Annotated in this window: 14 protein-coding genes; all 14 read right to left on the bottom strand. The window is 39.6% G+C overall.

Annotated elements, in window-relative coordinates; translation table 11 throughout:
• Window positions 1-69 precede the first annotated feature (69 nt).
• The 14 genes from D4N35_RS12535 to D4N35_RS12475 all read right to left on the bottom strand — a co-directional run bounded on the left by D4N35_RS12535 (window position 70) and on the right by D4N35_RS12475 (window position 15,337).
• The gene (locus tag D4N35_RS12535; protein WP_120074132.1) at window positions 70-933 is read right to left on the bottom strand and encodes a GNAT family N-acetyltransferase; all 864 of its coding nucleotides are present in this window, start codon (window positions 931-933) and stop codon (window positions 70-72) included.
• Window positions 934-968: 35 nt separating this feature from the next.
• Entirely contained in the window at window positions 969-1,898 is a 930-nt protein-coding gene (locus D4N35_RS12530; RefSeq protein ID WP_164876362.1) for a beta-1,6-N-acetylglucosaminyltransferase, read from the bottom strand.
• Window positions 1,899-1,947: 49 nt separating this feature from the next.
• Window positions 1,948-2,082 (bottom strand): YwzD family small protein, encoded by a 135-nt coding sequence (locus tag D4N35_RS18535; protein WP_260842163.1) that lies wholly within the window; start codon window positions 2,080-2,082, stop codon window positions 1,948-1,950.
• Complete coding sequence (locus D4N35_RS12525; protein WP_120074136.1) at window positions 2,079-3,215, bottom strand: aminotransferase class I/II-fold pyridoxal phosphate-dependent enzyme; 1,137 nt, start codon at window positions 3,213-3,215, stop codon at window positions 2,079-2,081. Before D4N35_RS12525 ends, D4N35_RS18535 begins: the two co-directional genes overlap by 4 nt.
• Before the next feature lie 118 nt (window positions 3,216-3,333).
• Window positions 3,334-3,954, bottom strand: coding sequence for a sugar transferase (locus D4N35_RS12520; RefSeq protein WP_120074127.1), 621 nt, complete (start codon window positions 3,952-3,954; stop codon window positions 3,334-3,336).
• A complete protein-coding gene (galE, locus tag D4N35_RS12515) occupies window positions 3,938-5,008 on the bottom strand; it encodes a UDP-glucose 4-epimerase GalE (protein ID WP_120074125.1) in 1,071 nt (356 codons plus the stop codon). The genes D4N35_RS12520 and galE overlap by 17 nt, the downstream gene beginning before the upstream one ends.
• Window positions 5,009-5,056: 48 nt before the next feature.
• Entirely contained in the window at window positions 5,057-6,982 is a 1,926-nt protein-coding gene (locus D4N35_RS12510) for a right-handed parallel beta-helix repeat-containing protein (protein WP_164876361.1), read from the bottom strand.
• Between the two features lie 72 nt (window positions 6,983-7,054).
• Entirely contained in the window at window positions 7,055-8,623 is a 1,569-nt protein-coding gene (locus D4N35_RS12505) for a lipopolysaccharide biosynthesis protein (protein WP_128205411.1), read from the bottom strand.
• Entirely contained in the window at window positions 8,620-9,870 is a 1,251-nt protein-coding gene (locus D4N35_RS12500) for an O-antigen ligase family protein (protein ID WP_120074119.1), read from the bottom strand. The genes D4N35_RS12505 and D4N35_RS12500 overlap by 4 nt, the downstream gene beginning before the upstream one ends.
• Window positions 9,855-11,006 carry a glycosyltransferase family 4 protein gene (locus D4N35_RS12495; protein ID WP_120074116.1) on the bottom strand — a complete coding sequence of 384 codons (1,152 nt, stop codon included), beginning with the start codon at window positions 11,004-11,006 and terminating at the stop codon, window positions 9,855-9,857. Before D4N35_RS12495 ends, D4N35_RS12500 begins: the two co-directional genes overlap by 16 nt.
• A 5-nt stretch (window positions 11,007-11,011) precedes the next feature.
• Window positions 11,012-11,890 carry a UTP--glucose-1-phosphate uridylyltransferase GalU gene (gene galU, locus D4N35_RS12490; RefSeq protein ID WP_120074114.1) on the bottom strand — a complete coding sequence of 293 codons (879 nt, stop codon included), beginning with the start codon at window positions 11,888-11,890 and terminating at the stop codon, window positions 11,012-11,014.
• Between the two features lie 14 nt (window positions 11,891-11,904).
• The gene (locus D4N35_RS12485; protein ID WP_120074112.1) at window positions 11,905-13,737 is read right to left on the bottom strand and encodes a nucleoside-diphosphate sugar epimerase/dehydratase; all 1,833 of its coding nucleotides are present in this window, start codon (window positions 13,735-13,737) and stop codon (window positions 11,905-11,907) included.
• A 261-nt stretch (window positions 13,738-13,998) separates the two neighbouring features.
• Complete coding sequence (locus D4N35_RS12480; RefSeq protein WP_235870383.1) at window positions 13,999-14,640, bottom strand: CpsD/CapB family tyrosine-protein kinase; 642 nt, start codon at window positions 14,638-14,640, stop codon at window positions 13,999-14,001.
• Window positions 14,618-15,337, bottom strand: a complete 720-nt coding sequence (locus tag D4N35_RS12475; protein WP_120074107.1) for a YveK family protein — start codon at window positions 15,335-15,337, stop codon at window positions 14,618-14,620. The genes D4N35_RS12480 and D4N35_RS12475 overlap by 23 nt, the downstream gene beginning before the upstream one ends.
• Window positions 15,338-15,358 lie beyond the last annotated feature (21 nt).

Raw genomic sequence — 15,358 nt, 5'->3', positions numbered from 1 at the left:
AGATTTTACTTTCGTAATTCAGGATTATTTTAACCGTTACAACACCGGGGCACCCAAGCAGATTGCTTGTCAGGAAATTCGTCTATTCTGTTGGTAGGTGGACAATGTTTCAAAAGTAAAGGCGTATTCATGACTACGCCTCCACTTATAATAAAAGTGCAAAAGCAGCAAGAAGAGCTTTCCGACAGTTCCGTTGGCTTTGTAAACCCTTAGATCATAACCGCTGATCGATCCGAATGATTTTTTATACTGATTGACATTTTTGCCTTTTTCATCAACTTCCTCAAATATCTTTCCACCAAAGTTATACCAGCTGCATCCCTTATTTTTGGCACTTTGGATATTTCTCCAATCGAGATACTTATTTGCTCTGCCTATTGTCTGACCGTCGATTGAATCACCCTTTTTATAACTCCTCAACACCGAATAAATGCCATATGCCTGTCTGGTGTTCATTAAATAGGCATGAGCACAGAGAACTTGATTATTTTGATTCGTTATATACGAAATTACTAATGCTCCTTTATCCCTTATCGCTTTCAACTTTCTGACGTTGCATTTTTTTATATTGATTTCCCTTGCAAATTCATCATAAAGCTCACTAAATTTAATGACTTGCTCATTTGTCGGGTTCTCATGCTCGATAAAATTGAAATGATCTTGGTTCATTGCTTTCCTTATATTTCTTCTTGTACTTCGGCTAATATTTTTAAATATTTGTTCTTCCGTCTGCCTTAAATCAATGATGTAATTGGGCATCAATAGACAAACTGAATTCTTTGGCTTTACAAATTCAGCTACATCATCTTCAGTAATAAAAAGCCTCATATCTAACGAAACATGCGTTTCGTGCTCCATAAAATGGGAAGAACCTGCTTTTCCAACCCGCTCAGTAACGTTAAAAAGGCCTACTTTATAAGTAAAAGTTAACATTTTTCCTCCTGAATGGATTATTTCAAGACAACGAGCTACCCGGGCACTTCATCCTTTTTGCACAACATTGGTTCAAAACTAACTCTATCGGTAAAATAATCTATTACTTTCAGGTCTATATCTTGATCAAATTTCCTGGCAAAATACTGTCCCGATGCCTCGATTGCTTTTATGTCATTTACTTCCAAATACAGGGGGGAATTGCGCGTTTGGAGCGTTTTTCCCCAATTTACAAACATAAAATTATTATTGACTACATCCTCCTTATATTTGGAATTCATAATAAGGGTGTGAAAAAACCATTCATCCGGGCAAAGAGTATTTTCAAAGTATTTGTAGTACCAAGGATTAGTATCAATGAAGTCTATAATATACCAGGCCACCTCCAGCGGTATGGAAAACCATTGCGCTCCGTTAAACAGGGAATACTCCTCAGGCCAATCGTTTTTATTGGGAAATGCATTAATTCCTTTACGGTAAAAGCTTTGAACAACGCTTCTATAAACTCTGACAGGATGAAAAGAGGTGTATCTTCTGCGTGTAATTTTGGGCCAATTTACTTCCATTAAACCCGAATTTCTTTTGTCCACTTTCCGCAGAGTCATAAAAATGCTTTTTTTGTTTTTTATTAATACATCTTTAAACCCATTTCTGACCAACAGGTCCTGACCGCTCCTTAAACAAATAAAATCATAATTTTCTTTTGCAGCCAAAACCTCTCTCAGCAACAGAATAGTCGTATCAACCTGGCTAATATCCCCCCACTCACAGACGATTGCTTTATCTAAAACTTTTACATTTTCATTTTTTATTAGTTTACTGTGGATTTGTTCGTAATTTCTTTTGTCTATATGGACATAAACATCAGCCTGATCGCCTGCAATCAGCTGCTTAATGAATTTGTTTACTTGTTCTGGATTTTTGTGTATTTGTAAGATGTAGGCCGTCTTTTGTTTGGAGTTCACTTCCATTTCCCCTTTTTGCTGTTAGAATCGATCCCGATGAAAGAATCCATCAAATATATCCAGATTCAATCTGTCTAATGATTTCATTGATTAAGTCCCTCAACACTAAATCCTCTGATTGATTAACTTTTTTATATGTGTCCAGCAAGAGCCGGTAAAGCTCATCCTGTGTCATCAGTTTCATATTATTACGCCCGAATAATTTTTCCTTTTGCTGCAGAATGACAAAATACTATTGATCACCTTAAACAGCTGTCCCATAGTCATACCCGAGCCGGACGGAAGGCAAATGCCCTTTTCGAATAATGCCTCTCCCACATGCTCATTTTCTCCATGGGAATAATAAGGAGCATTTTTAAACAGAGGCTGCGTATGAAGCGGCTTCCAAACATGCCTCGCCTCAATATTTAAATCAGATAAGAAATCCAATAATGCCTGTTTTGAAACCCCTCCCCCTTTTTCATCTATCAATAATGCTGTCAACCACCGATTCGAGTGTGTGTTTTCCAATTCTTCCATGAATGCAACCCCGGGCAAACCTGATAAATACTCTTTATATTGATTGAAAATAAGCCTCCTTAATCGGACTCTGTCATCCAACACTTCCAATTGGGCCCTGCCAATGCCAGCAAGTAAATTGCTCATCCGATAATTAAATCCGATTTCACTGTGCTTATAAAAAGGAGCGGTGTCTCTTGCCTGGGCAGCCAGAAAGCGGGCTTTTTCCATTGCTTGCTGATTATTTGAAACAAGCATTCCCCCTCCTGATGTTGTAATGATTTTATTTCCGTTAAATGAATAGATCCCAAAGTCTCCTATTGTACCGCTTGCTTTTCCTCTATAACTAGAACCGAGAGATTCCGCCGCATCTTCGATAATTGGAACATCGTACTTGTTGCATATATCCATTATTTCGTCCATTTTGGCACTTTGGCCATATAGATGGACAACAATCACTGCTTTCGGAAGAACCCCTACAGACTCGGCTTCCTTCAATGCCCGTTCTAATGCCTGAGGGGACATATTCCAGGTGTCAGGTTCAGAATCAATAAATACCGGCTTGGCCCCTTGATATAAAATGGGATTTGCGGTTGCAACGAATGTCAGTGTTGAACAAAATACAATATCCCCAGGATGAACATTGAGCAGCCGTAAAGCCAAGTGAATTGCTGCTGTCCCCGAACTGACCGCGACAGCATCTTTTACCCCGACCAAAGAGGCAATTTCCCTCTCAAATTGCTCGACATTGGGCCCCAGCGGCGCAATCCAATTCGATTCAAAGGCATCGTTTATATATTTAAGTTCATTCCCGCTCATATGCGGCGGTGAAAGATAAATTTTCTCCTTTAGATCAATCACTTTTCTCACCTCTTATAACTGCCTAAAATAAAAAATCTACCGGAAATTCACATCTTACCGATAGTTCTTACTGCCTCTATAAATTAATAGATGTATGTTTTTGTTTTCCGGGCTCTCCTTCAAAGTCAGGCATCGTGACATGAGTACCATTGTTGATTCCTTCCGATGCCAAAACCTTTTTAATGGTCAGTAAAAGTATTTTTAAATCCAATAAAAAATTTTGATTTTCAACATACCAAATATCCAGCTTGAATTTTTCTTCCCATGTAATTGCATTCCTTCCATTTACCTGGGCCCAACCTGTCATGCCGGGTTTTACCAAGTGGCGCTTTGCCTGTTCTTCGGTATACAGCGGAAGATATTTCATCAATAACGGCCTGGGGCCAATTAAACTCATCTCCCCTTTCACGATATTGATCAGCTGTGGAAATTCATCCAGGCTTAATTTTCTGACTGTCGCTCCAAATGAAGTTAATCGGATATGTTCCGGCAATAAATCTCCATTCTCATCTCTTTCATCCGTCATAGTCCGAAACTTATACAGCATAAAAGGTCTTCCATGCAGGCCAGGACGCATCTGTTTGAAAATAACCGGGCTTCCCAGCTTAATTCTGATTAATAAAGCCGTAACTAATATGAGTGGAGCAAAAAAAGTCAAACATCCAATTGAGATAAATAAGTCAAAGGCTCTCTTCATAATTCACCACCGTCTGAGCATTAGTAATGTAATGAATATGGTTTGAATCATATCCTTGCGGATTATTTGACTGCCACCTCCAGGTATCTTTACACATTTCATTGATTCCTTTTTCAGCACTCCAACCCAATTCTCTTTGTGCTTTGAGCGGATTCGCATAACTGATCCCGACATCTCCGGCACGCCTGCCTGAAATACGGAAAGGAATTTTCCTTCCGGATGCCTGTTCAAACGCATCAACCATTTCCAACACACTATATCCCCTGCCCGTTCCAAGATTATATGCCTCAACACCTGTTGTAACCATGACTTTTTCAAGTGCCTTTACATGCCCGCAAGCCAGATCAGCGACATGGATATAATCCCTTACGCCTGTTCCATCCTTTGTCGAATAATCATTTCCAAAAATCTTCAGTTCATCAAGATTTCTAATGGCCACCTGGGAAATGTAGGGAATCAAGTTGTTGGGTATGCCATTTGGATCCTCGCCGATCATTCCGCTCTCATGGGCCCCGATGGGGTTAAAATACCGCAAAAGAGCAGCACTCCATTCCTGATCCGAAATATGCAAATCAACAAGGATTTCCTCAATCATCCGCTTTGTCCGCCCGTACGGATTTGCCGCTCCAGCAGGATGTTCTTCAGATATGGGCACTGATATAGGATTTCCGTACACTGTAGCAGAGGAACTGAATACCATTCTTTTGACATTATGCTCTGCCATCACCTCACATAACCTTAATGTTCCAATCACATTATTTTGATAGTAGGAAAGCGGGAATCTCACTGATTCGCCAACGGCTTTCAGCCCTGCAAAATGGATTACAGCTTCAATTTCATTGGCGGTGAAAATTTCATGTAATGCAGCTCTGTCCAATATATCAGCCCTATAAAAGGACAAAGGCTTCCCCGTAATTTGGCGAATCCGGTTCAATGATTCCGGTTTACTGTTCGATAAATTATCCATTACAATAACTTCAAATCCGGCATTCAGCAATTCCACGCAAGTATGGCTGCCAATATAGCCTGCTCCGCCTGTAACTAGTATTTTCATGGGTCACATCCTCACATAAAAAACGCCTCAAACCTTGTTCGAAGCGCGTTAATTAATTCTATTCTCTTTTACCGAGCGTAATAAAGAATCAGGGACTCTAATTTCATTTACCTCATTGTCTATTAAGAAGTTCCCACTTATGGTAATATTTTTTACTATACCGGAATCACTATAAAATTCGATAGCAGCACCAGTTGATTGGTCATCCGGCTCACCGGCTGTCTGCGAAATTTCATTGTCCGAAATGACTACATGGTTCAACAGGCCTTTGCCGATCTCGCTTTGATATATTCCCTTGCTGCCGCCGGTAATCACATTTTCTTTAACCAAAACATTGTTTATTGACATATTGGGCTCAATTAAAAAATATACACCTGAGGTACCTGTGATATGATTGCTTTTCATTGTTACATTGGACCCCTCTCCCTGAAGTGACAATGCATATCCATTGTTATCTATAAATCTGTTGTGGGACACCGTAAGCCCTTCCACCTCTTCATTCATCACACTTGAAGTTTTAACACCATCCCGAAAGTTTGAAAATACATTGTCTGTCACTGTTGTATGAACAATAGAATTGGAAGCAAATAGAGTAATTCCGGATCCCTTTTTCATTCCTCTGATTTTATTATTGGTAATGGTGGTGTTTTTCGCTCCAGCTGCTATGTTGATGCCGTCAACGGAGGAGCGGATTGTATTTTGATATATGATCGTTCCAAAGGAAACTAAATGTCCGTTTTCCCCTCCTTCCATACGGACTCCATTCTCCCCTTCAATATAGTTGTTATGAATGGAAAGGTTTTTGTTTCTTCTCCAAACAAATATGTCGGAAATCAACAGTTTATTGTTGTAAATCTCCGCATCCGATGTATCCATAACGAGCAATGAGCATTCAGGCCCCTCGACGGTGTTGTGTGAAAACTCGATTCCATGATAAAAAAAGCCCGGATGGCTCTTTTTAGCCAGCCCTGAATCTGATCCTGCCAACAGAACGCAATATTCCTTCGAGTTGGTGATAATATTATTGTTTGTAATAACAGCGTCAAAAAATTGAATTTCTTCCCATGGTTCGAAATGTATACCCGGACGACCTGTTTTTGATGTAATTGTATTATTGAATATAAATAGATGGTTCGCCTGCTCAACAACCAGTTGCGATCGCTGGTTTTCAAGAATCATGTTATTGGAAACGGTGACATAGCGGCTGGTTTTCCTTGAACCCGAAATAGAAATTCCGTCTCCAACCGCATTCATTAATCGATTGTTCTTGATCACCAGATTATTTTTATCAAAAGCAAATATGCAATGCATATGCTCTGTACCATTTGGATGGTTTTGATAGTTGCCATCACAAGTAATTGATTCAACTTTCGTATTGTCGTCCATCGTGATCAAACGGGTGTAACCGTCTTGTGCTTCATCCGCCAACTTTAAAATGACCTGATCACGGTTTTGCCCGACAAGTGCAATATTCGGCTTTAGGAAAATAGGCTGTAAAATATATGTTCCCGAAGGAATAAAGATATCCCCCCCGCCATTGTCGGCCAGGTCATCAATTGCCTGATGAAAGGAATTTGTATCATCATGGATTCCATCACCGTAGGCTCCGTAATCTTTCACGTTTATCGTCAGTTTTTTTTCAGAGACGGACACCGAAACTGTCTCAGTTAAGCCCTCATAAATAACGGTAATTTCAGCGGTACCTAAACCAACCCCTGTAATGATGCCGCTGGAATCCACTGCAGCAATGTTCGGGTTTGAGGTGGAATACGTGCTGAATTTCGATATATTTTTTTTGAAACCATTGGAATATAGAGCTGATGCAAAGGTTTTTTCACTTTCTTCCACTTTCAAGTTATAACTTGTTTTATTCAGGGCGATTGAATTAAGAATAACCTTCCCTTTCCCTTCCTGTTCCCTGACAATATCGGTCGTCAAAACAAAAATAGCAGCCCACACCAAAATGATTATCACGCTGCACTTCATAATTAAAAATACGTTTTCACCATGTTTCACCATTCTTCCAATACGAGATTCATACCTCCACTAAAAAGTTTTCGCATCCGGAAGCCTTTTTCTTTTTAAGACTGTCCTTCTTATGATTTCAATGGTTAATTCCCTGAAATACTGGAATTCATCGGACTTCCTGAATAGAAAGTAAAATAATAAGTTAGTTACTGTAGTTGAAATGAATATTTTGGCGGCTAAAATCAAAAATGTCGTTTCTGGAAGAAGTGCACAAATCCCATAACTTAGCAATGCAGCCAAAACGACAGATGATAAATATTTGGAATAAGCAATAAAATACGATTTGGAACTGGACTTAAATCCATACTTATAAAGGATGTACGGCTCAATCCAAAAACCTGTAGTCAATATACTAAGGATAGTACCAAGAAAAATACCGCCTATTCCCATAATTTTCAACAATATGATAGACGCAGCCAAATTTATTAAAGCTTCTGCTACAGGTTTGTAGCGGTCATACCAATACAGTCCCATAGCATCTCTAAATGTCAGGGATGCCCTCCTCATCCCCTCGAGGAAAAAGTGTATGATAATCAGCAAAACAATTTCCATCGTAAAAACGAACTTTTTTCCCAGCCAAAGCTCTATCAAGGGATTCAAATTGCAAAGGATTCCGACAGAAGCAAAGCCATACAGCCAAAAATTCATAAAATATATTTTGTTGAATACCTCCCTGGTCCTAGCTTTGCTTTCCAGTACGCTTAAATTGCCAACACTCGACTTGGCAGCTTCAAAAAATTGCATCAGTACAATATTTAATGCCGTTAAAATTAATCGGTAATTAGAGTACAGGCCAACTGCAAGAAGTCCTACAAAACTTGAAATTAAAATATTATCCGTTGATAATACTACAACCGATCCCATTCTATGCATAGCCATGGCCTTCACATTTTTATAAATACCTTTAATGACTTCCTTGTTCAACGGTGCAACATTTTTGCTCTTCAAAAAAGGGTATAGCTTATCTGCAGTCCTTGATGCCAGGATGTTTTCCACTATATTAAATATCAGTTGACAGATAACGAAAAAAATAAAGTTTTTCCAAATAATAAGGACTATACACTGGACAATATTAAGCAAAATAAAACCGCCATAACGGTAGGTTGCATCAATATATTTTCTTTGGTCTGCAATGATCAACGATCTTTTGTAAGAATAAAAATAAGTGACCGCTGCATTTAACACAAACAGCACAAAGATAAAGTGAATATGCGGCATGTCAGGCATATCTTTAATCAAGTAATGGATGAATGGTGCAACGGTGATCCCAAACAGAATAATCAGGGATCCAATGATTAAATATGCCCTTTGATACAGCTTCAGCAACGACTTGATCAATTTGATATTCTTTTCGGCTATCGGTTTGTACAGGCTGAAAACTAAAGCGGGTCCGATCCCCAATTCCACTAATGACAAGACCGTGATAATATTTGTAAAAAGGCCATCCAAACCTAGATATTCTGCAGACAGCGTTCTGACAAATATAATCCTGGCGATGATGCTTACAATAATTCCCAGTACTTGGCCGACCATTACATAGCTTAAGTTTTTTAGAGTCGATTGGGTCCTTGCCTGATTATTCATCATGATCTTTGTTCCTTCATACATAAAAAATAAAACATGATGAAGTAAAACCAAAGTACTGTTCTCCGTAAATCATTGATTCCAAAACCATACATAATCAATGATAAAACAGCACACAGTATAAAAATATTCACATGGGCGACTTTGATCAACCTGGATATTAATGACACATAGGCTATCCCACCCAATATGCCTCCCTGTGTCAAAACTTGCAAAAAAGTATTATGGGCTTCTGTCCCTTGAAAAAGTTGATTGCCAGAAAAGGAACCTGGGCCTAAACCGACAATTGGCGAGTAAAGCCAAACTTTTATAGAATTAATCCACAGTAAGATTCGATGTTCCCCATTCGAGCTTTCTTCAAAAAAGTCTTTCACAATTCCCATTATGTTATCAAAGCTGAAAAGCAAGCCAATAATGGCCAGGCAAATAAAAAACGAGATAATGCTTGCCGATCTGTCTTGTTGTCTCAACTTTTTCCATAATAGTAAAGCAATAATTAATATCGTTGCGTTCACCCAAGACGAGACTAATGTGTTGGAGGATGTTGATAACCCCATACTAATTAACAAAACGATACTCAAGGCTGCACTCAACTTTACGATAAACCTGTTTTCTCTTTTTATCATATATAAAGCGACAAATGGAAGGGGAGTGATAAAATAAGCAAATTGGTGATAGTCAGAAGCAAATGGCGAAAAAATATCCGCCCCATCATACGTTAAATAATGGCCGAATATATTATCTATCCCCATTAAATACAAGAAATAGAGAAATCCGATCACTAAAATCCCACCCCAATAAACCATCCTGAGCAGGCTATATAATTCAGTAAAACTCTTCATTGCAAATTTTGTTTCGAAAGTCAAACACAGGAACAATATAACAATATAAGATGTATAATCAAATACTACTGGTTGCGGGGCTATACCCAGCAAATTGTTAACTGAAAAACCGAATGTGATAATATACAGATATACAATCCAAAATATCGTGAAGGCATGATTTTGAATCGTTATGGCGCTAATCCTGCTCTTTAAGAACTGGGAAATGCATAATATTAAAAGGATTATTTCTCCGATCCCAAATCTGCCAAACCTTAAAGTTGTAAAACCAAAAAACAACACCATCATGAGTATAAAAATTTTCTCTGCAAAAATTGTTTCTCGCCGCTTCAGTCTGTATTCCATGTCAACACCTTTTTCGGTCCCCTTTCTGGCGTTTTCCTCAATAGTTCTTATTGAACTTCCCATACACCTTCCCTGGAATCAACCATTATTTTCATATAAACATCCTGTTTTTCCTTAATAATTTTGTTTAAATTATATTTTTCCAAAATCACATTCCGCCCATATCTCCCAAACTCAGTACGCAGCAGTTTGTCTTTGGCGAGAACAGTCATTTTTTCTGAAATTTCCCCGGGATTCCCTTCGACGAGATACCCGTTCATGTCATTGATGACAAGCTCTCTGTGGCCCCGGTTATCGACAGCCACGACAGGGAGCCCGCAGGCCATTGCTTCCATTATATTGACAGGCAGGCCTTCGCGCAGACTGGAGGCGGCAGCGATGTCACTAATGTGCAACAATGATTGGATGTCGTTCCGATAGCCAAGGAAATCAACCATATGATCAACTTCCAATTCCATAGCGTAATCGATACAATCATTCAGGAGCGGGCCAGTTCCTGCCAGCAGAAGCTTCGCGTTGGGAACCTCATCTTTCAATAAAGCCATCGCTTCAATCAGCACTTTTTGATTCTTATTTTTATTGATTTCAGCTGCATAAAAAATTAAAAAAGCATCATCGCGATAATGATACCTTTTTCTTAACTTTGCTTTATGATATTTATTTACAGGAGTGAAGAAATCCGTATTTACTCCCACACCATGTACATGTTCGATCAGATTTGCCTTGAATCGTTTTTTTACAGCCCTTTGAAAATCCTCTTCGTTGATGGTGATTAAACAATCGGTATAACGAGCCAATATTTTTTCAACCGGGTAATATAAAATCCAGTTGATCAATGGAGCTCCTTTAAAAAAGTGAAATCCGTGGACTGTGTATATGATTTTCGTTCCTTGCTTTCTGGCCTCGCGCGCAGCCAATCTGGATATCACTCCGCCCATGGGGGTATGGCAGTGAATTATGCTGTACTGATTTTCATCAATATAAGCTTTCAACTCTTTATAGGCGTCTATGTTTTGCCGATCAAAAGGTGACCGCTTGATTGATATCGAATATTTCTCATCAACATACGGTAATGGATGATCCCCGGCTGCAGCTACATGAACCTCCCATCCCTGCTGTTTGAACCATTGTAAATACGGTAAATGGAAGGAGCTGAAATGAGTGTCTACTGTTGCACAGAATAGTATTTTCCTTTTCATAGCTTTTACCCAATAACCTGCCTGTCAACAATTGATGACAGGTAGTCTAATAACTCATTCCTTAATTCATCTCTTTGCAGGGCTAACTCTATTGTTGTTTGAATGAACCCCATTTTTTCTCCCACATCATACCGGACGCCTTCAAAATCATAAGCGTAGACAGCCTCGAATTGATTGAGCCCAGCAATAGCATCCGTCAGTTGGATTTCCCCCCCAGCACCCGGTGTTTGTTCAGCTAATATCTCAAAGACTTTCGGACTGAGAATATACCGCCCCATGATTGCCAGATTGGAAGGAGCCTCCTCTTTTTTGGGTTTTTCAATCAAGTTGTTGACACTATATAATTGGTCATGAATAGCCTTTCCATCAACAATTCCATACCTTGAAACTTCATCCTCCTGCACTTTCTGGACACCTAGTATTGATGCATTATACCGTTCAAACTGCTCTATCATTTGTTTTAGACAAGGCTTCCCTGCTCTTACTATGTCGTCGCCTAACAAAACCGCAAATGGTTCATTCCCTATGAACTTCCGTGCACACCACACAGCATGTCCTAATCCCTTCGGCTCTTTCTGGCGAATATAATGAATATCTACCATTGTCGATGACTTTTGTACCTGATCTAACAAATCAAATTTTCCTTTTTCAATCAGATTCTGTTCAAGCTCAAAAGAATGGTCAAAGTGATCTTCAATCGCCCGCTTCCCTTTCCCTGTTACTATGATAATATCCTCGATTCCGGAATTTATTGCCTCTTCAACAATATATTGGATCGTCGGTTTATCCACGATCGGGAGCATTTCTTTAGGCATCGCCTTGGTTGCCGGCAAAAACCTTGTTCCCAACCCTGCTGCCGGTATGATCGCTTTTTTTACCTTCATATTACTCACTCCCCTTACCCGGAAGCCGAAACCAGTTGCCCCGGTATCAAATTCACTTTATTGTTTGCAAGATTAATAAGTATCTCTCGCAATCTTTCTCTGTCCCAAGTATTGTAAAAGCTGATGATTTCTTCAATTTCCTCAGAATACAAATCTGATGTTTCTCCTATATAAATATTGGGGTATACTTGCTGATCCTTCACTTCATCATCATGTAATAATTCTTCAAAAAGCTTTTCACCCGGCCTGATTCCGGTAAATTCAATACCGATGTCATCAACTGAATAACCGGACAGCTGAATCATTTTTTTAGCCAAATCTACTATCTTTACAGGTTCACCCATATCCAGGACAAAAATCTCTCCGCCTTTTGCCAATGCGCCGGCTTGGATTACAAGCCTTGAAGCTTCAGGTATCGTCATGAAATACCGGACCATTTCCGGATGGGTAACAGTGACCGGGCCTCCTTTTGCAATCTGCTGTTTGAAAATGGGAATCACACTTCCCCGGCTGCCAAGAACATTTCCAAATCTGACTGCCACAAATTTGGTATCGCTCTTTTTATCCATATGCTGAACAACCATTTCGGCAAGTCGCTTTGTTGCCCCCATGACACTTGTCGGATTGACGGCTTTGTCTGTTGAAATCATGACGAACGTCCCCACCCTGTTCCAACTGGCCGCTTCCGCCACATTTTTTGTCCCAATCACATTATTCTTCACGGCTTCTTCCGGATTGCGCTCCATCAGCGGGACGTGTTTATGAGCGGCGGCATGATAAACAACATCAGGACGATATGTACCCATTACGGTTAAAATTTTTTTGACATCTTTCAAATCAGCTATTTCGGTTAAAATTTCAATGTGTTTATGGCTGAACTTTTCTTTCAGCTCCAATTCGATCGAATGGATGCTGTTTTCACCATGCCCAAGCAAGATCAGCTTTCCAGGGTTGAATTGGCATATCTGCCGGCAAATCTCAGAACCGATTGAGCCTCCGGCCCCCGTCACCATTATTGTTTTATCCTCGACATTTTCCGAAATGCTCCCAATGTCCAAATCGATCGGTTCCCTGCCTAAAAGGTCCTCCACCTGAACATCGCGGAATTGCTTAACGGAAACTTTTCCCGTCACCAGGTCTTCCAGCATTGGCAAAATTTGTGTTTTAGCTTTTGTTGCAGCGCATTCCTGAAAAATTCTATTTAATCTTTTTTTTGATAGCGAGGGGATGGCGATAATAATGTTTTCGACACTCATTTCCGAAACAACCTTTTGGATTTGATTTATGCCGCCAAATACAGGCAATCCCAATATATCCAGGTTATGCTTTTTGGGATCATCATCAATAAAAGCGACAGGCATCAAGTCTGCTTCATTTTCCTTTAATAACTGCCTCGCTACCATGTTTCCCGCCGACCCGGCGCCGATAATAACCGTTCGTCTCTTCATATTTGGCGGTTTACCTGCACTATTGTCTCTATATACACGCCAAAAAAATCTTGATCCCCCGATAAGCAGCAATTGAATCAGCCAAATGACCATATTAAGCCTGAAAAAAACAGCATTAAACATTATTTGCTGAATGAGACTGGCGGCTATTATAGATAGCGACACAACTTTAAAAATGACGATCGATTCCCCAATACTCGCATATTCCCAAGCTTTTTTATACGACCTGAAAATAAATGAAAAGAAATGATGACCGGCCAAAATCGCAATGGAACTGGCGATGTTAAGAAAAGTGAATTTAACACTCCCATTTACCAATAAACTCCCCAGTAAAACGGCCGCAAGGACCAAGCAGGAATCTACAAATATAAAAAAAGATATCCTTTTTCGATAAGTCATAGGTCTCCCCCTCATCTTCATGTTTAAAAATATAAAGATCTTAATTAAAAGTTTTAAAAATTTAAAACCCATAATTAAAAACTTTATAAAAGGGGCATCTAACCCGCCCTCACATCACACCACTGACGACTGGCGTCTAAGGCGTAAAGCCCACAGCATGATCGAGTGCCTCCATTGATAGGGGAAAGGAGACATTTCCGCGTTATTATTAAAGAATGTTATGTTCCTAATAACGAACAATAGTTTCAAAAAAATTTGTTTTTAATTTTTTTCGTTTAAAACTACACCCAACAGCGTTGCCTGGGCATAATTAAGAATTTTCTTTGATTCCAACGCGCTTTCAATGCTTGTGGTATTCTGCTTGACTACCAGTACAACGCCGTCACAGATGTTAGCCAATATTTTTGAATCATTTGCTTCCAGAAGAGACGGCGAATCAATAATGACCATATTATAGGAAGCTTTTACAGAATCCAGGAGTTCTCCCGCCCTTTGGCCGGTTAAGTTTAAGGGAACTGTACCGCTTGTCAGGATATGCAAACCGTTCACCTTTGGAAAGCTCACCGCATCTTCAAAAGTGACGTTTCCGTCAAGGACATCTGTAAACCCAAAGATATTTGGAGTATTAAAGATCTTATGCATAGCAGGATTGCGGAAATTTGCATCAATAAGAAGGACTTCATTTCCTTGTTGGGCCATGGTTACAGCAATATTGGCAGCGGTGGCGGACTTGCCTTCCCTTTTTCCGGGAGATGTGACCAGAATAGCGTTGCTTTTTTCATCACCGACGATGAAGTGGATATTGGTTCCTATCATACGGTATTGCTCAGAAATGACAGCCTCTTCATTTTTACGTTTCGCGTGAAATAACGCTCTTTGTTTACCTGATACCAATGGTCTCACTCCTGAAATTTAATTCCCTTTTTGGCTTTTTCCAACTAATTATTTTTCCTTTTTGCTTTTTGGATACGCTGCCCAATACTTGGGTTCCCAATAATTGTTCGATTTCACGTTCGCTCTTAATGGTGCTGTCAAAATAGTCCATGATGAATATAAGGCCCAAACCCGTTACTGCCCCTAGCAAAAATGCAGCTAATAGAATTTTTATTCCGTTATTTTGCATTGGCTTAGAATTAACCTTTGCTTCTGAAAGAACACTTACGCCATTGATATCCAGCACGCTTGGCACTTTTTTAATAAACACTTTTGCTGTTGTATTGGCAATATCAGCTGCACTTTCAGGATTTGTGTCCACCACACTTATCTTCACTACCTGCGTATCTTCGAGGCTTTCAACCCGAACCTGTTTTGCAAGGGTCTCGGTGGATTTGTCGAGACCGAGCTCCCTAATCACCGTTTCCAAAACGGTAATATCTTTAATGACGACCTGCAGTGTATTTCTATACTCGGCTTCTGCATCAATGATGACATTCGTTGATGCCTCATACTTCGGCGACATATTATTCAATTCTGTATAAGTCCAACCCACCCCGGTAAAAACTACTGTGATAAGAATAACAAGCCAAAGCCGCTTTTTTATTAATTTAGACAAGCTTCTCAGATCGAATTCCTTTGCCACACTATTATCAAATTGATTCATATGGACCACCTTTAAATTATT

Source organism: Siminovitchia fortis (assembly GCF_003605365.2).
In the GTDB taxonomy this organism is placed as follows: domain Bacteria; phylum Bacillota; class Bacilli; order Bacillales; family Bacillaceae_C; genus Siminovitchia; species Siminovitchia fortis.
This window is presented reverse-complemented; position numbering and strand designations above follow the sequence as displayed.

Bases quoted from the DNA above. Each gene is read 5' to 3' on its own strand.
- D4N35_RS12535 (WP_120074132.1), bottom strand. From the start codon at position 933: ATGTTAACTTTTACTTATAAAGTAGGCCTTTTTAACGTTACTGAGCGG.
- galE (WP_120074125.1), bottom strand. From the start codon at position 5,008: ATGAAAATACTAGTTACAGGCGGAGCAGGCTATATTGGCAGCCATACT.
- D4N35_RS12475 (WP_120074107.1), bottom strand. From the start codon at position 15,337: ATGAATCAATTTGATAATAGTGTGGCAAAGGAATTCGATCTGAGAAGC.
- D4N35_RS12520 (WP_120074127.1), bottom strand. From the start codon at position 3,954: ATGAAGAGAGCCTTTGACTTATTTATCTCAATTGGATGTTTGACTTTT.
- D4N35_RS12525 (WP_120074136.1), bottom strand. From the start codon at position 3,215: ATGAGCGGGAATGAACTTAAATATATAAACGATGCCTTTGAATCGAAT.
- D4N35_RS12500 (WP_120074119.1), bottom strand. From the start codon at position 9,870: ATGGGAAGTTCAATAAGAACTATTGAGGAAAACGCCAGAAAGGGGACC.
- D4N35_RS18535 (WP_260842163.1), bottom strand. From the start codon at position 2,082: ATGAAACTGATGACACAGGATGAGCTTTACCGGCTCTTGCTGGACACA.
- D4N35_RS12485 (WP_120074112.1), bottom strand. From the start codon at position 13,737: ATGACTTATCGAAAAAGGATATCTTTTTTTATATTTGTAGATTCCTGC.
- galU (WP_120074114.1), bottom strand. From the start codon at position 11,890: ATGAAGGTAAAAAAAGCGATCATACCGGCAGCAGGGTTGGGAACAAGG.
- D4N35_RS12495 (WP_120074116.1), bottom strand. From the start codon at position 11,006: ATGAAAAGGAAAATACTATTCTGTGCAACAGTAGACACTCATTTCAGC.
- D4N35_RS12505 (WP_128205411.1), bottom strand. From the start codon at position 8,623: ATGATGAATAATCAGGCAAGGACCCAATCGACTCTAAAAAACTTAAGC.